19 protein-coding genes and 1 pseudogene are annotated in these 19,567 nt (G+C 70.6%); 4 read left to right on the top strand and 16 right to left on the bottom strand.

Going from position 1 to position 19,567, the window contains the following annotated elements; genetic code table 11:
• The first annotated feature begins 131 nt into the window (after positions 1-131).
• The gene (locus HUO13_RS04420) at positions 132-941 is read left to right on the top strand and encodes an ArsR/SmtB family transcription factor (protein WP_211900216.1); all 810 of its coding nucleotides are present in this window, start codon (positions 132-134) and stop codon (positions 939-941) included.
• Between the two features lie 192 nt (positions 942-1,133).
• Here HUO13_RS04420 and HUO13_RS04415 read toward each other — a convergent pair whose 3' ends face one another.
• From HUO13_RS04415 to HUO13_RS04405, 3 genes are all read right to left on the bottom strand, one after another.
• Positions 1,134-1,511 carry a type II toxin-antitoxin system death-on-curing family toxin gene (locus tag HUO13_RS04415; protein ID WP_211900215.1) on the bottom strand — a complete coding sequence of 126 codons (378 nt, stop codon included), beginning with the start codon at positions 1,509-1,511 and terminating at the stop codon, positions 1,134-1,136.
• On the bottom strand, positions 1,508-1,711 hold the full coding sequence (locus HUO13_RS04410) for a ribbon-helix-helix protein, CopG family (RefSeq protein ID WP_211900214.1): 204 nt from the start codon (positions 1,709-1,711) through the stop codon (positions 1,508-1,510). Before HUO13_RS04410 ends, HUO13_RS04415 begins: the two co-directional genes overlap by 4 nt.
• A gap of 72 nt (positions 1,712-1,783) precedes the next feature.
• Complete coding sequence (locus HUO13_RS04405) at positions 1,784-2,530, bottom strand: uracil-DNA glycosylase (RefSeq protein ID WP_282976826.1); 747 nt, start codon at positions 2,528-2,530, stop codon at positions 1,784-1,786.
• Between the two features lie 84 nt (positions 2,531-2,614).
• Here HUO13_RS04405 and HUO13_RS04400 point away from each other — a divergent pair, with 84 nt between their 5' ends.
• The gene (locus tag HUO13_RS04400) at positions 2,615-4,093 is read left to right on the top strand and encodes a S10 family peptidase (RefSeq protein ID WP_211900213.1); all 1,479 of its coding nucleotides are present in this window, start codon (positions 2,615-2,617) and stop codon (positions 4,091-4,093) included.
• A gap of 204 nt (positions 4,094-4,297) precedes the next feature.
• On the opposite strand, the gene HUO13_RS04395 is transcribed toward HUO13_RS04400, so the two are convergent.
• The 7 genes from HUO13_RS04395 to HUO13_RS04365 all read right to left on the bottom strand — a co-directional run bounded on the left by HUO13_RS04395 (position 4,298) and on the right by HUO13_RS04365 (position 12,677).
• The gene (locus HUO13_RS04395) at positions 4,298-5,491 is read right to left on the bottom strand and encodes a helix-turn-helix domain-containing protein (protein ID WP_211900212.1); all 1,194 of its coding nucleotides are present in this window, start codon (positions 5,489-5,491) and stop codon (positions 4,298-4,300) included.
• 376 nt (positions 5,492-5,867) lie between these two features.
• Positions 5,868-6,869, bottom strand: coding sequence for an ABC transporter ATP-binding protein (locus HUO13_RS04390; protein ID WP_211900211.1), 1,002 nt, complete (start codon positions 6,867-6,869; stop codon positions 5,868-5,870).
• On the bottom strand, positions 6,862-7,893 hold the full coding sequence (locus tag HUO13_RS04385; RefSeq protein ID WP_211900210.1) for an ABC transporter ATP-binding protein: 1,032 nt from the start codon (positions 7,891-7,893) through the stop codon (positions 6,862-6,864). Before HUO13_RS04385 ends, HUO13_RS04390 begins: the two co-directional genes overlap by 8 nt.
• Before the next feature lie 11 nt (positions 7,894-7,904).
• The gene (locus HUO13_RS04380; protein ID WP_211900209.1) at positions 7,905-8,873 is read right to left on the bottom strand and encodes an ABC transporter permease; all 969 of its coding nucleotides are present in this window, start codon (positions 8,871-8,873) and stop codon (positions 7,905-7,907) included.
• The gene (locus HUO13_RS04375; protein ID WP_211900208.1) at positions 8,866-9,792 is read right to left on the bottom strand and encodes an ABC transporter permease; all 927 of its coding nucleotides are present in this window, start codon (positions 9,790-9,792) and stop codon (positions 8,866-8,868) included. Before HUO13_RS04375 ends, HUO13_RS04380 begins: the two co-directional genes overlap by 8 nt.
• Before the next feature lie 74 nt (positions 9,793-9,866).
• Positions 9,867-11,498, bottom strand: coding sequence for a peptide ABC transporter substrate-binding protein (locus tag HUO13_RS04370; protein WP_211900207.1), 1,632 nt, complete (start codon positions 11,496-11,498; stop codon positions 9,867-9,869).
• Positions 11,499-11,702: 204 nt separating this feature from the next.
• On the bottom strand, positions 11,703-12,677 hold the full coding sequence (locus HUO13_RS04365) for a Ppx/GppA phosphatase family protein (RefSeq protein WP_211900206.1): 975 nt from the start codon (positions 12,675-12,677) through the stop codon (positions 11,703-11,705).
• A 481-nt stretch (positions 12,678-13,158) separates the two neighbouring features.
• Here HUO13_RS04365 and HUO13_RS38300 point away from each other — a divergent pair, with 481 nt between their 5' ends.
• Positions 13,159-13,806, top strand: coding sequence for a hypothetical protein (locus tag HUO13_RS38300; protein WP_432757847.1), 648 nt, complete (start codon positions 13,159-13,161; stop codon positions 13,804-13,806).
• Here the strand turns inward: HUO13_RS38300 and HUO13_RS38295 are convergent.
• The 5 genes and pseudogenes from HUO13_RS38295 to eno all read right to left on the bottom strand — a co-directional run.
• Positions 13,770-14,282, bottom strand: a pseudogene (locus tag HUO13_RS38295) (lytic transglycosylase domain-containing protein); the annotation flags it as partial. The gene HUO13_RS38300 and the pseudogene HUO13_RS38295 sit on opposite strands and share 37 nt — an antisense overlap.
• 541 nt (positions 14,283-14,823) lie before the next feature.
• Positions 14,824-15,432 carry a Uma2 family endonuclease gene (locus HUO13_RS04355; protein WP_211900204.1) on the bottom strand — a complete coding sequence of 203 codons (609 nt, stop codon included), beginning with the start codon at positions 15,430-15,432 and terminating at the stop codon, positions 14,824-14,826.
• A gap of 175 nt (positions 15,433-15,607) precedes the next feature.
• Entirely contained in the window at positions 15,608-16,126 is a 519-nt protein-coding gene (locus HUO13_RS04350) for a DUF501 domain-containing protein (protein WP_211900203.1), read from the bottom strand.
• 2 nt (positions 16,127-16,128) lie between these two features.
• Positions 16,129-16,659 carry an FtsB family cell division protein gene (locus HUO13_RS04345; RefSeq protein WP_211900202.1) on the bottom strand — a complete coding sequence of 177 codons (531 nt, stop codon included), beginning with the start codon at positions 16,657-16,659 and terminating at the stop codon, positions 16,129-16,131.
• A 2-nt stretch (positions 16,660-16,661) separates the two neighbouring features.
• Positions 16,662-17,948, bottom strand: a complete 1,287-nt coding sequence (eno, locus tag HUO13_RS04340) for a phosphopyruvate hydratase (protein ID WP_211900201.1) — start codon at positions 17,946-17,948, stop codon at positions 16,662-16,664.
• A gap of 361 nt (positions 17,949-18,309) precedes the next feature.
• Between eno and HUO13_RS04335 the strand changes: the two genes are divergently transcribed.
• Positions 18,310-18,693: a tetratricopeptide repeat protein gene (locus HUO13_RS04335; RefSeq protein WP_211900200.1), complete on the top strand. Its 384-nt coding sequence runs from the start codon at positions 18,310-18,312 to the stop codon at positions 18,691-18,693.
• Between the two features lie 12 nt (positions 18,694-18,705).
• On the opposite strand, the gene HUO13_RS04330 is transcribed toward HUO13_RS04335, so the two are convergent.
• A complete protein-coding gene (locus HUO13_RS04330; RefSeq protein WP_211900199.1) occupies positions 18,706-19,524 on the bottom strand; it encodes a lytic murein transglycosylase in 819 nt (272 codons plus the stop codon).
• Between the last annotated feature and the right edge of the window lie 43 nt (positions 19,525-19,567).

Here is a 19,567-nt window from a genome sequence, read left to right as displayed (position 1 = left end):
CGCATGGAAATCGTGCGATATGGACGCCCGCCTCCCAGCGCCTCTCGCGGGTCATCTTGACACGCAGTCAGTTGGCTGCCTATTTTTCATGCAGCCAACAGGCTGCCTTTCTCGGTGATGTGCAGGGAGTCATGGACGAGGTCTTCAGGGCGTTGGCCGACCCGAACCGGCGCCGGCTTCTCGACAGCCTCAATGCCCGCAACGGGCAGCGGCTGCGCGAGCTGTGCGACTGCCTGGCCATGGCCCGGCAGTCGGTCAGCAAGCACCTCGCGGTGCTCGAGCAGGCGAACCTGGTCACCACGGTCCGTCGCGGCCGGGAGAAGCTGCACTACCTGAACGCCGCACCGATCAACGCGATCGCCGAACGCTGGATGGGCCAGTACGGGCGGCGGCGCGCGGAGGCACTTGCCGATCTCAAGCGAGCATTGGAGTCAGCACCGATGAGCGAACCCGCTTTCGCTTACACCACCTTCATCAGGACCACGCCGGAGCAGTTGTGGCAGGCCCTCACCGATCCGGCGTTCACCCGCCGGTACTGGGGCGTCGCCTTCGAAACCGACTGGCGCCCGGGATCGCCGATGGTCTGGGAGGAGAACGGTCGGCGCACCGCCGATCCGGAGCAGGTCGTGCTGGAGTCCGAGCCGTACCGCCGGCTCTCCTACACCTGGCACACCCCGACCCCGGAATGGGCTGCCGCCGCGGGCATCGACGACGACCTGCTCGCGACGCTCGTTGCCGAGAGCCGGTCGAAGGTCACGTTCGAGATCGAACCGCTCGGGCAGACGGTCAAGCTCACCGTCATCCACGACGACTTCCCCGACGGCAGCACGATGCGGCAGATGGTCAGCACCGGCTGGCCGCACCTGCTCTCCGACCTGAAGACGCTGCTGGAGACCGGCGAAACGCTGCCGCCGGTGCCGGACGAGGCATGGCAGAGCTGACCACCCACGGGGATCGAACGACTGTCAGGGCCACGCCAGGTTGCCGGGGAATCGCCCGACCCGCCCCGACAGCTGCTTCACCCGCTCCAGCACACCGCGCAGCATCTCCGGGCTCAGCTTGCCCGTCTGGGTGTCGCGCTGACTGACGTCAATGGATTTACGGAGCTCCGTGCAGGCAGTGGCGACACGGGGTCAGCGAGGCTCGATCGCCTGGCCGATGCGGGCTGCAATGCTGGGAACATCGTTGAGCTCACCAGCGGCCACAGCGATGATGAAGTCGTAGGCCCCGTCGTTGGAGAAGGTCAGCCGCTGTCCGTTGACACCGAGGAAGGCGATGGTCGCGGCCAGAGCCAGACGCTTGTTGCCGTCGACGAGCGCATGGTTGCCGGCAAGGGAATGCAGCAAGGCCGCCGCCTTCTCCTCCAGGCTTGGATAGGCATCGGCGCCGAACACCGAAGCCCGTGGCCGCGCCAACGCCGATTCGAGCAACCCGTGGTCACGAACCTCGACTTCGCCCGCGATCGCTCGCTCAGCGACGTGGATGAGCTCGGCCAGCGTCAGATAGATCACTGGCCGAGCCGCTCCAGCGCCTCGGCATAACGCGGCAGCTCCTCGTCAAGCACATGATCGAGAAGCTCAGCTCGACTGTGGTTCTCCACGTACTCGCGAACCGCCTGCCTGGCAACATCCTGCATCGAGCGATGCTCGAGTTCGGCGCGTCGACGCAACGCATCGGCCTCGGCGTCCGACAGGCGCAAAGTCATCGGCATGACGCGATGGTATCACGAATGATACCGAGCTGCCGTCCTTCACCAAGTGCTGACTTCGACCGCACTGCGCTATCACGACAACCCCGCCACCTCCTTCGCCCGCTCCAGCACCTCCCGCAGCATCTCCGGCGTCAGCTTGCCGGTGAAGGTGTTCTGCTGGCTGACGTGGTAGCAGCCCAGCAGGTGCAGGGGCGGGCCGCCGTCGGCCGCGGGCAGCTCGATGTGGGCGCCGTGGCCGAACTTCGGCCGCGGCGACGGGAGGCGCCAGGCCGCGGCGCCGAGGATCGGCAGCAGCGCCTGCCAGCCGAAGGCGCCGAGCACGACGACCGCGCGCAGAGTCGGCCGCAGCAGTTCCAGCTCGCGGGCCAGCCAAGGGGCGCAGGTGTCGCGCTCGCCCGGTGTGGGCTTGTTCGCCGGAGGCGCGCAGCGGACCGGGGAGACGATGCGCGCTCCGCGCAGCACCAAGCCGTCGTCGAGGCCGTGCGCTTCGGGCTGCGACGCGAGGCCGACGTCGTACATCGCGCGGTAGAGCACGTCGCCGGACCGGTCGCCGGTGAACATCCGGCCGGTCCGGTTCGCGCCGTGCGCCGCCGGCGCCAGTCCGACGATCCCCAGCGCCGCGTCGGCCGGTCCGAATCCGGGGACGGGCCTGCCCCAGTAGGGCTGGCCGCGGAACGCCGCCCGCTTGACCATCGCGACCTCCTCGCGCCACGCGACCAGCCGGGGGCACGCGGTGCAGCGCGTGATGGCCTCGTCCAGCTCGGCGAGGCCGGGGGCGCCGCCCGCGGCCGCCGACGGGTCCTCGACCGGGTCGTCGATGAGTCGGGATGGTCCGGAGATCACCCCAGCCACCTTCCCAGAAACCGGAACGGTCCGCGTCTCGCGGCACGTAAAGTGCGGGGTATGGCAGCCAGCGAAGCGAACAACGACGAGGCCACCAAGGAAGCGACCGCTCCGGCCGAGCCCGTCGACGATCTGGTCAGCACGCACCACTCGATCACCGTGGACGGCACCGAACTGCCCTACACGGCCACCACTGGGCGGATCGTGCTGCGGGAGGAGACGTTCCAGGACGGCAAGTTCGAGGGCTTCAAGCCCAAGGCCGAGGTCTTCCTAACCGCCTACGTCGCCGACGTCGAGCCCGGCACCAGCAGACCGGTCACCTTCGCCTTCAACGGCGGCCCCGGCTCGTCGAGCGTCTGGCTGCACCTGGGTGTGCTCGGCCCCCGGCGCGTGCTCTCCGGCGACGCCGGCGACCTCGCCGCCCCGCCCTACGGCCTGGCCGACAACGCCGAGACCCTGCTGGCGCACAGCGACCTGGTGTTCATCGACCCGGTGTCGACCGGCTACTCGCGCGCCGTCGAGGGCGGCGAGGCCACCGACTTCCACGGCTACGCGCGCGACATCGAGTCGATCGCCGAGGTCATCCGGCTGTGGACCTCGCGGAACAACCGCTGGCTGTCGCCGAAGTACCTGGCGGGCGAGTCCTACGGCACGCTGCGCGCGGCCGCGCTGGCCGAGCACCTGCAGAACCGCCACGGCCTCTACCCCAACGGGCTGCTGCTGATCTCGTCGGTGCTCGACATGGGGACCATCCGCTTCACCGAAGGCAACGACCAGCCCTACGCGCTGTTCCTGCCGACCTACGCCGCGATCGCGCACTACCACGGCAAGCACGGCGACCGCCCGCTGCACGAGGTGGTCGCCGAGGCCGAGGAGTTCGCCTCCGGCGACTACCCGCGCGCCCTCGCGCGCGGCGCGCGGCTGAGCGAGCAGGAGCGCGCCGACATCGTGCGCCGCACCGCGCGGCTGACCGGCCTGTCGGAGGACTACGTCGACCGGGCCAACCTGCGCATCGAGCACATCCGGTTCTTCACCGAGCTGCTGCGGGACCAGCGGCGCACGGTCGGCCGGATGGACGGGCGGTTCACCGGCTGGGAGCCGGACGCGGCAGGCGAGCACTTCTCCGACGACCCGAGCATCTCCGGAATCCGCGGCGCCTACGCGGCGGGCATCAACCACTACCTGCGCGCCGAGCTCGACTACGTCAACGACCTGCCCTACGAGACCCTGAGCAGCCGGGTGCAGCCCTGGTCGTACAAGGAGTTCGAGGGCGCGTCGGTGTCGGTGGTCGAGAAGCTGAGCGCGGCCATGCGCGCCAACCCGCACCTGCGCATCCACGTCGCCTGCGGCTACACCGACGGCGCCACGCCGCACTTCGCGGCCGAGCACGTGCTGGCCCGGCTGACGATCCCGCCGCAGCTGCGGGAGAACATCGAGGTCCGCTACTACGAGGCGGGGCACATGATGTACGTGCACGAGCCGTCGCGAATCCAGCAGTCGGCGGACCTGGCGGCCTTCGTGTCCGGCGAACGTCCTTAGTGGACGGTTGACGCGATCGGCGTCGGACGCGGCCCTGCTCCTCAAGCTGGAGCGGGGCCGCGCTCGCTTCCGCCTCATGGCACGTCATCGCCGTTTGCGGCACCCGCCGTTGCCGCCGTATGGCGTTCGTGACCTGCGGCTTGCGGCCGAACCCACTGCGTCAGCCACGATCACGGTGCCAGCCCCAAGGGAATGGCCCTCTGGTCAGGTCTGGACGCCTGCCCAGCGCGCGAAGTTCGCCAGCGACGTGGTGCGACGCCGGTCGGCGGCGGCCAGCGCACGCACCGTCTCGCGGACGGAGGGGTGCGCGCGGGTGTGGTGAGGCGACACCCGGCGCGCGGCGTCGAGCTCGGCGAGCGCGCGGTCGCGGTCGCCGTGCAGGGTCCAGGCACGGGCCTGGTCGATGTGGTGATGGCCGACGCGCTCCGGGCGGGCCGGGTCGGCGACACGCACGCGACCGGCGCGCGTCACGGCCTCGGTGCCGTCGTGGCGCTCGACGGGCACGGCGCACCAGTGGACGTCGACGTTCAGCCGACTGGCGTCGGTGTTGTAGTACGGCGTCGGGTCGGCTCCCCTGCCGACCAGCGCCCCCGCCTCGCGCACGTGGTCGTCGGCCCGCTGTCCGTCGCCTCCGCGCGCCGACATGACGGCGGCCCGCAGGTGCAGTTGCACCGCCACGCCAAGCGCAGCGTCGTTCGGCGGCTGCTCCGCGACGCGGCCCAGGGCCCGTTCCAGCAGGCGCAGCCCCGACGCGTAGTGGCCGTTCTGGAGGAAGTGGCTGGATCGGTGCCAGTCCGACACGGCGCTCCGCAGCGGATCCCCGGTGGAGGCCGCGAGCGCGACGTGGCGCTCGGAAGCGGTGGCCGCGAGGTCGGGACGGCCGAACCGGCCGCCGACGGTCGCGGCGAGCCGGTACGCGTCGTGCAGCATCGCGCGCGCCCGCTCTCCTGCACCGGTGTCGCCCGGAGTGTCAGCGACCAGGACGTAGAGGTGGTGCAGCGCGGGAGGCAGGACTGATGCCAGCTCCACGTACCGCTGGCGCCGCCGAAGCTCCTCGGCGCGGTCGAGCCGCCGCAGCAGTGCGAAGGCGTCCGGCGGCCCGGCGGGCGGCCGCGGGTCGTCGAACGACTGGAGCGCCTCCCGGAGAGCGGCGACGTCGGCGTCCCGGGTGTTCGGCGCGGCGAGGATGCCGGTGTCCGGCACGCCGTACAGCGCGCGGACCTCGACCCCCAGCGCACGTGCACAGGCCGCGACGAAGGCCGGACTCGGCGGGGTCCGGCCCTGCTCGACCTTCTTGACCAGGCTGGTCGAGACGAAGGCGCGCGCGGCGAGCTGGTGCTGCGTCCACCCGGCCAGCTTGCGGAGCCGCGCGATCCGGGCACCGGCACCTTCGTCCATGGTCGGCATTGTCCCCGGATTGTCCTTCCACGACGCAAGTAACTCCTAGTTTCGATCCTGACACGAACAGTGATCGACCTGGGAAGTGGTCAGTGGACGACGCACGACAGCCGCAGCGACACTTCTGGCTCCCGATCCCCGACGCGGGCCATCGCGGCGGGACTCGTCATGCGTTCCGGGGCGCCCGGTGGGACGGCCGCGCGGCGGACAGGGCCGTGTGCGGCGAAGACGTCGCGCTGGCCCAGCCGTCCGAAGTGGACTGGTGCACCTACCCCACCTGCCGCAACCGCAACGAGACGCTGAGAGCCGAGCAATAGCCGCGAAAGCGCGACGCCCGCCCTCCGAGCGGAGGACGGGCGTCGCCGATGCGCGCGGATCAGGCCACGACGTGCGGGCGCTCCTCGGCGAAGTGGCACGCCGAGGGGTGCTCGCCCATCCGGACGGTGAGCTCCGGCTGCTTCTCGGCGCAGATGTCCTGCGCCTTCCAGCAACGGGTGCGGAACCGGCAGCCCGAGGGCGGGTTGGCCGGGCTCGGCACGTCGCCGGTGAGCCGGATGACCTCCCGCCTGCCCCGCAGCGTCGGGTCCGGCACCGGAACCGACGACAGCAGCGCCTGGGTGTAGGGGTGCTGCGGGTGCTCGTAGATCTGCTCGTCGGTGCCGATCTCGACGACCTTGCCGAGGTACATCACCGCCACCCGGTCCGACAGGTGGCGCACAACGCCCAGGTCGTGGGCGATGAAGATGTACGACAGCCCGAACTCCTGCTGGAGCTCGCCGAGCAGGTTCATCACCTGCGCCTGGATCGAGACGTCCAGCGCCGACACCGGCTCGTCGCAGACGATCACCTTCGGCCGCAGCGCCAGCGCGCGGGCGATGCCGATGCGCTGCCGCTGACCACCGGAGAACTGGTGCGGGTAGCGCTGGATGTGCTCGGGGTTGAGCCCCACGACCTCCAGCAGCTCCTGCACCTTCTGCCTGCGCTGCCCCTTCGGCGCCACCTCGGGGTGGATCTCGAACGGCTCGCCGACGATGTCGCCGACGGTCCGCCTCGGGTTCAGCGAGGTGTAGGGGTCCTGCAGCACGATCTGCATGTCCCGGCGCAGCTTGCGCAGCTCCGAGCCGTGCATCTTGAACATGTCCCGGCCCTCGAACAGCGCGCTGCCGCTGGTCGGCTTCTCCAGCCGCATCAGCACCTGCGCGAGGGTCGACTTGCCGCAGCCGGACTCGCCGACGACACCGAGCGTCTCGCCTTTGTGCAGGTCGAACGACACGCCGTCGACCGCCCGGACGTGCCCGATGGTGCGCCGGAACAGCACGCCCTGGGTCACCGGGAAGTGCTTGACCAGATCGCGGACCTGGAGGATCGGCTCAGTCACGGGTCATCAGCTCCTCCGCGAAGTGGCATGCGCTGGCCCGGCCCAGCCCGAGCTGGTGGAACGCGGGCACCTCCCGGCTGCACCGCTCCTCGGCCCGCGGGCACCGCGGGTGGAACGGGCAGCCTGATGGGACGTTGAGCAGGTTCGGCGGCAGACCCTTGATGGTGTCCAGCTCCTGCCCCTTGAGGTCCAGCCGCGGGATGGACCGCATCAGGCCCTCGGTGTAGGGGTGCCCCGGCTTGCGGTACAGCGAGTACGCGTCGGCGGACTCCACGATCCGCCCCGCGTACATCACCACGATCCGGTCGGCGACCTCGGCGACCACGCCGAGGTCGTGGGTGATCAGGATCAGCCCCATGCCGCGCTCGCGGCGCAGTTCGTCGAGCAGGTCCATGATCTGGGCCTGCACCGTGACGTCCAGCGCCGTGGTCGGCTCGTCGGCGATCAGCAGCTCCGGGTCCAGCGCCAGCGACATCGCGATCATCGCGCGCTGCCGCATGCCGCCGGAGAACTGGTGCGGGAACTCCTTCACGCGCTGCTTGGCGTTGGGGATCTTCACCTGGTCCAGCAGCTCGACGGCGCGGGCCATCGCATCCTTGCGGGACATGCCGCGCCGCATCCGCAGCTGCTCGGCGATCTGGAACCCGACGGTGTAGACCGGGTTCAGCGCCGACAGGGCGTCCTGGAAGATCATCGCCGCCGACTCGCCGCGCAGTTCCCTGCGGCGCGCTTCGGTGGCCTTGAGCAGCTCCTCGCCCTTGTAGCGGATGGAGCCCCCGGTGATCACGCCCGGCGGGATGTCGAGGATGCCCATGATCGTCTGGGCGGTGACGCTCTTGCCCGAGCCCGACTCGCCGAGCACGGCCAGCGTCTCGCCCTTCTCGACGTGGTAGCTCACGCCGTTGAGGACCTTGGCCACGCCGTCCCGGGTACGGAACTCCACGTGCAGGTCCTCGACCTCCAGCAGCGGCCCTTCGGGCTTGTCGGAGGAGTACTGGGAGGACTTCTCGTCCACAGCAGTCATGCCAGGTCCTCCTACTTCTGCTTCGGGTCGAGCGCGTCGCGGACGGCGTCACCGAGCATCACGAACGCCAGGACGGTGACGACCAGGAACGCCGCCGGGAACAGCAGCAGGTGTGGCGCGCCCTGGATGTAGTTGCGGGAGTCCGCGATCATCAGGCCCCACGAGACCACCGGGTAGCGAAGGCCGATGCCGAGGAACGACAACGTGGCCTCGGCGCCGATGAACGCGCCGAGCGCGATGGTGGCGTAGACCAGCACCGGCGCCAGGCAGTTCGGCAGCATGTGCCGCAGGATGATCCGCGGCGCGCTGGCACCCAACGCCCTGGCGGCCTTGACGTAGTCCTGCTGCTTGGCCGTGATCGCCGCCGACCGCATGATCCGCATCGCCATCGGCCACGACAGGATCGCGATCGACAGCACCACCTGAGTGATGACCCGAGTGCCGCTGGGCAGCGCGACCTCGGCGTTGAAGGTGGTCAGGATGACGATGGCACCGAGCACGAAGGGCAGGCCGAGGAAGATCTCGGAAAACCGGGACATCAGGTTGTCGGCCCAGCCGCCGTAGTAGCCGGCCAGCAGCCCGATGGTCGAGCCGATCAGCACCGTCAGCAGCGTGGCCATGAAGCCGACGACGATCGACGCCCTGGTCCCGTAGATCGCCCTGGACCACAGGTCGCGGCCGAGGTTGTCGTAGCCGAACCACGCCTCGGCCGAGGGCAGGTCGCGGACCTTGGACAGGTCCTGGAAGTTCGGGTCCACGGACGTGAACAAGCCGGGGAAGGCCGCGATGAACAGCAGGACGGCGATGATCGCCGTCGCGGCGATGAACAGCGGGCGCCGGCGCAGGTCGTACCAGGCGTCGCCCCAGAGCCCGCGCGGCTTCTTCGCGTTGCGGGCGAGGGGCTCGGCGAGCGGCTCGCCGCCCGATCCGTCGCGCACGGCGGCGGCGACGCGGTGGGTGGATTCGGCACGCTCAGTCATATCGGATCCTCGGGTCGAGAGCCGCGTAGAGGAGGTCCACGATCAGGTTCATCAGCAGGTAGACCAGCACCAGCAGCGTGACGATCCCGGTGACCGTGGTGCCTTCCTTGGTGAGGATGGACCGGAAGATCAGGCCACCGATGCCCCTGATGTTGAACACGCCCTCGGTGACGATCGCACCGCCCATGAGAGCGCCGAGGTCGGTTCCCAGGAACGTGATCACCGGGATAACGGAGTTGCGCAGCAGGTGGACCCCCACCACCCGCCGGGGTTCGAGGCCCTTGGCGACCGCGGTGCGCACGTAGTCGGCCCGGCGGTTCTCCATCAGGCTCGTCCTGGTCAGCCGCGCCACGTAGGCCATCGACAGGGACGCGAGGACGAAGGCCGGCGCGATCAGCTCGCCGATCGAGGGGTTGGAGCTGACGGTCGGCCGGATGATGCCGAGCTCGGTACCGAGCGAGATCTGGATCACGAAACCGGTCACGAACACCGGCAGCGAGATCAGGAACAGCGTGGACACCAGCACCAGGTTGTCCAGGAAGCCACGGCCCCGCAGACCGGTCAGGATGCCCGCGAGCAGGCCGATGACGCCCTCGATGATCAGCGCGATGACCGCGAGCTTGATCGTGACCGGATAGGCGCTCTCGATCAGCTGGCTGACCGGGATGCCCGCGTAGGTCTCGCCGAAGTCACCCGTAAAGAGCTTCCCAAGGTACTTGAAATACTGGATGATCAGCGGATCGTCCAGGTTGTACTTCGCGTGCATCTCGGCGATGTACTCCGGCGGGCAGCCCCGGTCGCCGCACTTGCCGGCGAACGGGTCGCCGGGGATCGTCCAGACGAGCAAGTAGATGATCAGCGTGGTGCCGATGAACACCGGTATCAGCTGCAACAGCCGTCGCAGCAGGTAACGACCCATCAGGGCCTCCTCAAACAAGCCAGCGCGGGGCCCGGCCCACCGGGTCTCGGCGGGCCGGGTGCGCGTGCGGATCGTTACGGGTTGAGACGCACGGTGGTCAGGTCAAGCTCACGGTAAGCCTTGACCTCGCCCGCTGCGATCCGTTCCGAGAATCCGTACTGGACCGGCTGCGTCCACAGCGGGACGATCGGCAGGTCCTGGCCCAGCAGCTTCTCGGCCTCGGCGTAACCCTTGTTCGCCTCCTCGATCGTGGGAGCTGCGTTCGCCCGGTCGAGTGCCGCGTCGAAGGCCGGGTTGGAGTAGCCGTAGTCGTTGGACGACGCCCCGGTGCGGTACAGCTGGGTCAGGAAGGTCTCCAGGTTCGGGTAGTCGGCCTTCCACCCGGTGCGGAACAGGCCGTCGAACTGGAAGGCGTTCGCCGTCTGCCGGAACTCGCCGAAGGTCGGGACCGGGGTGAAGACGACGTTGATGCCCAGGTTCTGGCGGATGCTGGCCGCGACGGCCTCGCTCCACTCGTTGTGTCCGCCGTCGCCGTTGGTCTTGACGGTCAGGGTGCCCTTGAAGCCACCGGCCTGGGCCAGGTACTGCTTGGCCTTCTCCGGGTTGAACTCGCAGGCCTCACCGCACTGGTTGGGCACGAAGCCCTCGACGGCGGGGGTGGCGAAGCCGTCCGCCGGGTCGCGGCCGCCCGCGAAGACCGTCTCGGTGATGGTCTTGCGGTCGATGGACATCGAGATCGCCTTGCGCAGCAGCGGGTTCTTGAACTGCTCGTCGTAGATCGGGAAGCCCATGTTCTGGGTCAGCAGACCCGGCTTCTCCTTGGCGCGCTCACCGAGGTCCTGCTTCCACTTGTCGCCGACCAGGGCCGAGACCGGGATCGCGCGCAGGAAGTCGAGGTTGCCCGACACCAGGTCCTGGTAGGCGCCGTCGAGCTGCTCGTAGACCTTGAACTTGGCGCCCTTGATCTGCGGCTTGTCCGCGCCGGCGTAGTTCTCGTAGGCGGCGACGTTGAGCTCGACGTTCGGCGTGCGGTCGACGAACTTGAACGGACCGTTGCCGATGGGGCGCTCCTCGAACTTCTTCGGGTCGGCGAAGAACGAGTCGGGAAGCGGCTTGTAGGCCGAGTAGCCCAGGACGACGGGGAAGATCGTGAAGGGGTTCTTGAGCTTGACCGTGAAGGTGTTGTCGTCGACGACCTTGAGGCCCGACATCTCCTTCGTCGGCGGCGTCGGCGGGGTCGCGGGGCCGGCCTCACCGTCGGGGTCCTTCGGATGGACCACGTCGTAGCCGTCGACCTGCTCGAAGAAGCTCGAACCCTGGAAGCCGTTGGGGCCGTAGGCGGTGTAGTTCCAGGCGTCCACGAAGTTCTTGGCCTTGACCGGGGTGCCGTCGTGGAACGTCCAGCCCGGCTTCAGCTTGATGGTGAAGTTCGTGTTGTCGGTCGTGGTGATCGACTCCGCGACCGCGTTCTCGACCTTGAGGTCGCTCGCCCGGTACTCGACGAGGCCGGTGAACAGGGCGTTGATGACGAAGCCGCCGTTCTCCTCGGTCGTGTTGCCCGGAACCAGTGGGTTCTCCGGCTCGCCCCAGTCGAGGGTGACGATGCCGTCCTCACCCGAGGCGCTACCGCCTCCGCCGCAGGCACTGGCGAGCATCGCCACCGCCACGGGGACCGCGACCGCAGCGGCCAAGCGTCCCTTTCGCATGTACGTCCTCCCGCTTCCACGTGTGCCCCGTCGGGGATTTTCGGGGGTCACCACGCACGGCGGCGTTCACCGCCGCGTCAGACGAGCGTAAACATAAGTGAGAACGGGCTCACAGCAATCCGCTGTCACAAAGCCGTCACCTTCTGGCTCGATCCAGAAACCCCGTCACTCAGAAGGTGGAATAGGACGACCACACTCCGGGAACTAGCTGATAGACAGGGCGATGCCGTCCAGGATGTCGTGTTCACTGACGGTGATCGAGTCGATTCCGGCGCGTTCCGACAGCTCCTCTGCCAGCACCTTCACCACCAGCGCGCCGCCGACGATCACGTCCACCCGGCCCGCGTGCAGCGAGCCGATCCGGGCGCGCTCGTCGTGGGTCATCGACAACAACTGTTCGGTTGTCCGTTCGAGTTCATTCCGGGATATCTGGGAAAGGTGAATGGCGGCGGGATCGTACTCCGGCAGATTCTGCGCGATGGCCGAAAGCGTCGTGACCGTTCCGGCGACCCCGACCCAGGTCCGGGCATCCGAGGAATCGACGGCGGCGAACGCGTCGTCCAGAATGCCGCGCGCGACCTTGACGGCCTCGCGGACCTCGTCCTCGGCCGGGGGGTCGCCGTGCAGGCTCCGCTCGGTCAGCCGGACGCAGCCGATGTCGGCCGAGTACGCGGCGGTGATGTCGGCGCGCACGCCGTCCCAGGTGCCCACCACCAGCTCCGTCGATCCGCCGCCGACGTCGGTGACCACGAACGGCCCGTCCTGCGGGTCCAGGTCGCCGACCGCGCCGATGAACGACAGCCGAGCCTCCTCGTCGCCGGTGATCACCTCCGCGTCGATGCCGAGGGTCTCGCGCACCATGGCGAAGAACTCCTCGCGGTTGGAGGCGTCCCTCGTCGCCGAGGTCGCCACCATGCGGATGCGCTCCACACCCTTGCGGCGCGCGATGTTGGCGTAGTCGACCAGCGCGGCCCGCGTGCGCTCGAGCGCCTCGTCGGCGAGCCTGCCGGTGGCGTCGACGCCCTGGCCGAGCCGCACGATCCGCATCTCGCGGTGGATGTCGCGCAGGTGGCGCGTCCCGCCGTCGGGATCGGAGTCCGGCCCCGGGGAGACCGTCACGTCGGCGACGAGCAGCCGGATGGAGTTCGTTCCGCAGTCGATCGCCGCGACCCGTGACATCGCTGGTCCTCCTCGATACGTGCGCCGGCAGGCCGCCGCAGGCCCGCCCCGCGCTGCCCCGCGCTGTTGGCCCCCACGCTAGTAGCGCGCCCGGCGGACGCTCGCGCGTGGTGCCACAACTCCGCGTCACACGGAAGTGGCGAGCGCGGACTCCTTCGGACGGGCGACCCATGGTGACTCAGCGCGTCCAGGGCGAGCGCGCGAACCGCCGGGCGAAAACGGGTGATCACACAGAGATTCACCCGTCTGCCAAACCATCTCCACCCGGTCCAGCGACCTCGACCGGCGGTGTCGCGGGCCTGGAAAGCGGCAGGCGGTGTCCCTGGCACCAGGACACCGCCTGCCGGGTGGAGCGGTTTCACTCCCAGGACATCACCGCTGCGCGGGGGCGTAGTCGTCCGGCACGACGCACGGCACCAGCGGCCCGCCGTCGCCCGGCTCGACGTAGACGGTCGCGCCGCCGGTCGCCGATGCGGGATCGGTGCGGCCCGGCGCGAGGTCGTTCCCGGCCGCCGGCCTGTCCTGCTCGGTCACGAACTCGCCGTTGTGCAGCACCGGCACCTGGCACGACGGCGGCGGTCCCGGATCCTCCGGCGGCCTGCTGCTCTCAGGCGGAGGTGTGCTGCTGTCCGGGGGCGGTGTCGTGCTGTCCGGGGGCGGTGTCGTGCTTTCCGGAGGCTTGCTGCTTTCCGGCGGAGGAGTCGTGCTCTCCGGCGGCGTGGTGCTCTCGGGCGGCGGCGTGGTGCTCTCGGGCGGCGGCGTGGTGCTTTCCGGAGGCTTGCTGCTCTCCGGCGGAGGCGTGGAACTCCCGGGCGGAGTCGAACTCCCCGGCGGGGTCGAGCTTTCCGGCGGAGTCGAACTCCCCGGCGGAGTGCTCCCCGGCGGAGTGGTCGACGGCGGGGTGCTGCCCGGCGGGGTGCTCGACGACGGTGCGGGTGGCGGGGTGCCGTTCGGCGGGGGCGCCGTCGGCGCCGGAGCAGGCCCAGGCACCGGCGCGGGCGCACCGGCCGGAGGCGGCGCCTGCGGCATCGCCAGGACCGCCGGGCCGTCGGGCAGGCGGTTGCCCTCGAGCACGTCGTCGACCTCCGGTGCCGGCTCCGACGGCGTCGGCGTCACGCCCTTGGCGTAGGCGGAGGCCCACACCAGGACGGTGCGCACGTACTCGTCGGAGTGGTTGTAGCGGAACACCGCGGCGGCCAGGTTCGCCGGCTCACGCAGGTTCGTCCCCCCGGAGCACAGGTACTCGGCCGCCGCGACGGTCGCGTCGTGCACGTTGTGCGGGCTGCTGACGCCGTCCTGGTTGCCGTCCGTCGCGTACTTGCGCCAGGTCGACGGGATGAACTGCATCGAGCCGACCGCCCGGTCCCAGGTCGGGTCCCCGTCGTACTGGCCGCCGTCGGTGTCCGGGATCGCCGCGATCCCGGGTCCGCCGGAGAGCCGCGGGCCGAGGATGGCCTCCACCGTCGTGCCCACGACGTCGACCTCGCCGCCGCGGGCGTGCCCGGACTCGATGCGGCCGATGGAGGCGAGCACCGACCAGTGCACCCCGCAGGACGGGGTCGACTCCGACGCGCGCTCGGCAGCCGCGACGTAGGCCGACAGCATCGGTTCCGGGATTCCCAGCGGTCCGCTCGGCACCTCGACCGCGGGCCCCGCGCCGGTCGCGAGCCGCTCCGGGTCCCCGGCCCGGTCGAGCACTTCCGGGCTGAGCTGGTCGGCCTGCGGAATCCGCCCGCCCGCGCCGAGCTCCCGCGGGTCGGCATCCGTTCGCAACGCCCCGCCCGCCGTCGGCGCGGAAGCCTGGAAGCCGCTGGAGGCACCGATCAGCGCGGCGGGCACGAGCAGGACAGGCGTGAGCGCGGTGACCGCCACCCAGCGCGATCTGCGCCTGCGTTGCCGGAAAAGCGGATTCCCCCTGCGCGAATGCTTCCTGCGAGCTGTCACTGCTCCTCCTGGTCGCCGGCGGAGTGACTCCCTACGACCGACGCGCCACCCGGTACCCCAACCGGAACGCGGCCTCCTGGATACACCACCGCGGCAAGCAGCGCTCGGCGGCGACTCCGGTGTCACCCCTGTGCCGGGAAGACGGAACGGGACGGCGATGGCGTTGCCCGGATGGCGAGAAACCGCCGAGAAACCGGGTTGTTCAGCCCCGATGGCTGGAGACGAGATCGGCCGGTCGCAGCCGCACCGGGAACGGTTCGTTGAGCTCCAGCCACTGCTGCCCCGCCACCGAAGCGGTCTCGGTGTAGCCGTCGAGCGGCTCCGCGCAGGAGGTGGGCGAGTCGAGGTCGACCGCGCCGCGGGGACCGAGGCGCCAGCACCGGATGCGGGGCTCGTCGGGGTCGATGACCCAGTAGTGCGGGCAGCCGGCCTCGGCGAACTTGGCCCGCTTGAGGTGCAGGTCGAAATGCCTGGTGCGGGGCGAGAGCACCTCGACGGCCAGCACCGGCGGGCCGATCAGCGCCTGCTCGGTGAAGGCGTCCCGCCTGCCGACCACCACGTCGGGGATGAGCACGGTGTCCTCGGCGAGGATGACGTCGACCGGCGCGGGCAGCACCTCGTGGGTCGCCGGGCACGCCGGTTCCAGCGCGACGATCAACCGCAGGATCGCGCGCTGGTGCAGCGGCCGCGGCGACGGGCTCACGACGAGGACCCCGTCCAGCAGCTCGTATCGGTGCCCGTCATGAGGCATCGACTCCAGGTCTGCCCGCGTCAAGGACCTGCCGGGAGGAAAACCGCGGACGTAGCCCATGGTGCGCTCCGCCTCTTAACTGTCAGTGACCTCAGGATGACTACACGCGACGTCCTGGAGTGGGCAGTGTATCGGCCCGCGGCCGGCACCGTTCGGCGAACCCGGCGAGCGGACGAGCGCTGCTCCGAAGGCCGGGCACCGGGACCACCGGCCGGGCGAACGCGGGAGGTGCGGCTCAGCTCTCCGGCCAGCGCTCGGCGATCAGCTCCAGCGCCTGGTCGCCGAACGGGTTCACGCCCGGCCCCTTGGCGAGGGCGTGTGCGACGTGCACGTGCAGGCACTTGACCCGGTCCGGCATGCCGCCCGCGCTGACGTCGGTGCCCAGCGACTCGATCGCGTCGCGCTCGGCGAGGTAGGACTCGTGGGCCCGGCGGTACTGCTCGGCGAGTTCGTCGTCCTGCGCGAGGCGGTCGGCCATCTCCCGCATCAGCCCCTCGGCCTCCAGCGTCGAGACGGCCGACACCAGCCGGGGCGAGGTCAGGTAGTACAGCGTGGGGAACGGCGTGCCGTCCTCCAGCCGCGGGTTCGTCTGCACCACGGTCGGCTCGCCCGCCCCGTCGCGCGCCGCGACGGCGCGCAGCCCGCGCGGCGGCCTGCCGATCTGCCGCGCGATGACCTCGCGGTCGGCCTCGCTGATCGAGGACGTCCCGCCCGGCTCCGCGGCGTCCGCGCCCGGAGTCGATGTGCCCGCCAACGTCACTGTTCCTTTCCCGTCACCGAGTCCCACAGGCGTTCGTACCACGGCCTGCCGTCGCCACGCGGTTCGGCCGCGGGCGCTGGTGCCTGCGGCGCCGCGGGGACCTCCACGACGTAGGGCGTCTCGCCCGGCCGCACGTAACCGAGCCGCGCCCTGGCCTCGGCCTCGATGCGGGCCGGGTCGGACAGCTCGGTCCGCCGCTGTTCGAGCTCCTGCACCTGCTGCACCAGCTCGACCTTGCGCTGCTCCTGGTGGGCCAGCTCCGCGCGCTGGCTGAGGTAGGTGCGCAGCGGCACCGACACGCTCAGCGCCATCGCGCACACCACGATCGCCAGGACCGCCGCGTGCCGCGTGGAGGAGAGCTTGAACGCGCCGCCGCTGCTGCTGGACCTCGGGCGCGACCGGGCAGGCGACTGCCCGCCCGGCCGCTTGCCCGAGGACCTGGGGGTGTTCCGGCGGACGCGCTCGGATCGCCGCGCCGCCGGGCTCTCGCCCCGGCGGCGGCGCTGGCCGCGGTCGCGTCCGCTCATGATCACGCCTCCGGTGTGAACCGCGGGAAGGCCAGCTCGCCCGCGTAGCGCGCCGCGTCACCGAGGGTCTCCTCGATGCGCAGCAGCTGGTTGTACTTGGCGACCCGCTCGCTGCGCGCGGGGGCACCGGTCTTGATCTGGCCGCAGCCGGTGGCCACCGCCAGGTCGGCGATCGTGGTGTCCTCGGTCTCGCCCGAGCGGTGGCTCATCATGCTCTTGTAGCCGCAGGACGTGGCCAGGTGCACCGCGTCCAGGGTCTCCGACAGGGTGCCGATCTGGTTGACCTTCACCAGCAGCGCGTTGCCCGCGCGGCGGCTGACGCCCTCCTCCAGCCGCTCCGGGTTGGTGACGAACAGGTCGTCACCGACCAGCTGCACGCGCTCGCCGACCTCGCTGGTCAGCTGCACCCAGCCGTCCCAGTCGTCCTCCGACAGCGGGTCCTCGATCGAGACCAGCGGGTAGGCGTCGAGCAGCTCGCCGTAGTAGCCGGCCATCTGCTCGGCGCTGCGCTTGGAGCCCTCGAAGTGGTAGGCGCCGTCGCGGTAGAACTCGGTCGCGGCGACGTCGAGCGCCAGCACGATGTCGCGGCCCAGCTTGTAGCCGGCCTTCTCGATCGCCGAGGCGATCAGGTCCAGCGCCTCCCGGTTGCTGGGCAGGTCGGGGGCGAAGCCGCCCTCGTCACCCAGGCCGGTGGCCAGGCCCTTGGCCTTGAGCACCGACTTCAGGCTGTGGTAGGTCTCCGCGCCCCAGCGCACGGCCTCGGAGAAGGAGTCCGCGCCGATCGGGGCGATCATGAACTCCTGGACGTCGACGCCGGTGTCGGCGTGGGCGCCGCCGTTGAGGATGTTCATCATCGGCACCGGCAGCACGTGCGCGTTCGGCCCGCCGACGTAGCGGAACAGCTCCAGGCCGACCGACTCGGCCGCGGCCTTGGCCACCGCCAGCGAGGCGCCCAGGATCGCGTTGGCACCCAGCCGGGACTTGTCCGGCGTGCCGTCGAGGTCGACCAGCTTCTGGTCCACCACCCGCTGCTCGATCGCGTCGACACCGGCCAGCTCCGGGCCGATCTCGTCCAGCACCGCCTCGACGGCCTTCTCGACACCCTTGCCGCCGTAGCGCTCGGCGTCCCCGTCACGCAGCTCAACGGCCTCGTGCTCGCCGGTCGAGGCACCCGAGGGAACCGCGGCGCGGGTGAGCGTGCCGTCCTCCAGTGCGACTTCGACCTCGACGGTGGGGTTCCCGCGGGAGTCCAGGATCTCGCGGGCACCGACCTGCTCGATGATCGCCACGTGTGCTCCTAATCAGCGTTTTAACTACGGACGTGTCGAGCCGCCCCGGCGTTGCGCGCGCGCCGGTGGTGCGGGCCGAACGCCCGACGACCGGTTACGAGCCTAACCGGGGCCCGATCGGCCCCGCCGCAGACTCGCTCGGATCCGCCGGCGTGGCCGTCGTCATGCGGCGTACCCGGCCGCGGGCCTGCGAAAAGCGTCTTGATCAGCGGTTTCGCGCCGACCGGGGGCCTCCGCCCGTCCCGCCGGCGGGAGCGTGCCGGTCATGCGAGCGCACCAGTGGGGAACGATCGTTCGGACGTGTACCACCATCCGGTCGGACGTCGAGGAACGGGCCGGTAGAACGTACCGTTGTTCACCTATGACCACCGAAGGCACCGTGGAAGCTTTCCGCCGGGCCGAGAGCCTGGTCGCGCAGCGGCGCCCGCTGGAGGCGATCCGCGTTCTGGAACCCGTCCTCGACATCGCCTCGGACAAGAAGAGCGTTCAGCTCCTGCTGGGTCGCGCCTACCTGTTCTCCGCCCAGTTCCGGCGGGCCGAGCTGGCGTTCCTGCGGGTGCTGGAGCTGGACCCCTCCGACCACTACGCCCGGCTGGTCCTCGGCCGCACCCTGCAACGCCAGGGTCGTCTCATCGAGGCCCGCACGCAGCTCCGGCTGGCCGCGACCATGAACCCCGACCCCGCCTACCAGGAGGCCCTGGGCGAGATCAACGCCCGGATCGCCGTCGACTCCCGGGCGCGGTGACCCCGGCGGCCGTCAGCTGCGGCGCGACCCGGCGGCGGCGTAGCGCTCGGCCAGCGCGAACACCTTCTGCCCGTACTCCTGCGAGTTGTTGTAGGACATGACCGCGGCCCACCAGCCGCCGCCGGTGGTCATGTTCCGGCCGCCGTTGCACAGGTAGCGAGCCGCGGCCATCGCCGCGTCGTCGAGGTCCTGCGGATCGCCGAGTCCGTCGCCGTTGCCGTCGGTGGCCCAGTTGCGCCAGGTCGACGGGATGAACTGCATCGGCCCCACGGCCCGGTCGTAGAGCCGGTCGCCGTCCAGCGCCCCGCCGTCGGTGTCGCCGATGACCCGCACCCCCGGCGTCCCGTCGAGCGCGACGCCGATGATCGGCCGGGACGGCCGGGCGTCCTCGCGCAGCAGCGCGCCTCCGTAGCGGCCGTGGTCGGACTCGATGCGCCCGATCCCGGCGAGCGTGGCCCACGAGATCCGGCACCCGGGCTGGTACTGCCGCATGGCCAGGTCGGCGTTGACGTAGGCGACCAGCGCGCGGGCGGGGATGTCGACGTCGGCCGAGACCCTGTCGGCCCACTGCCGAACCGGGTCGGTGCCCGGCGCGGACTGCGGGATCGGCGCCTGCTCCGGCGGAGCGACCGATCCCGGCGAGACGTGCGCGGGTTCCAGCTCCTGCACCGGTTGCGGACCGGCGACTGGCGCGGTCGGCGGCGTGCTCAGCACCGCGGCCAGCCCGACCCCGCCGGCCAGCGCGGCCAGCAGGGCGAGGGCCACGCCGAGCCGTCCGAGCGCGGCGAGCACCCCCGCGACGCGGCGCCGACGGGCGGTGGTCTCGATCACCCGACCCAGGCTACTTGCCAGTAGCTCTCAGGACCACCGCCGA

Source organism: Saccharopolyspora erythraea, from assembly GCF_018141105.1.
Taxonomy (GTDB): Bacteria; Actinomycetota; Actinomycetes; order Mycobacteriales; family Pseudonocardiaceae; genus Saccharopolyspora_D; species Saccharopolyspora_D erythraea_A.
The sequence above is the reverse complement of the archived record's forward strand: the minus strand, read 5'-3'. Positions and strand labels throughout refer to the sequence as shown.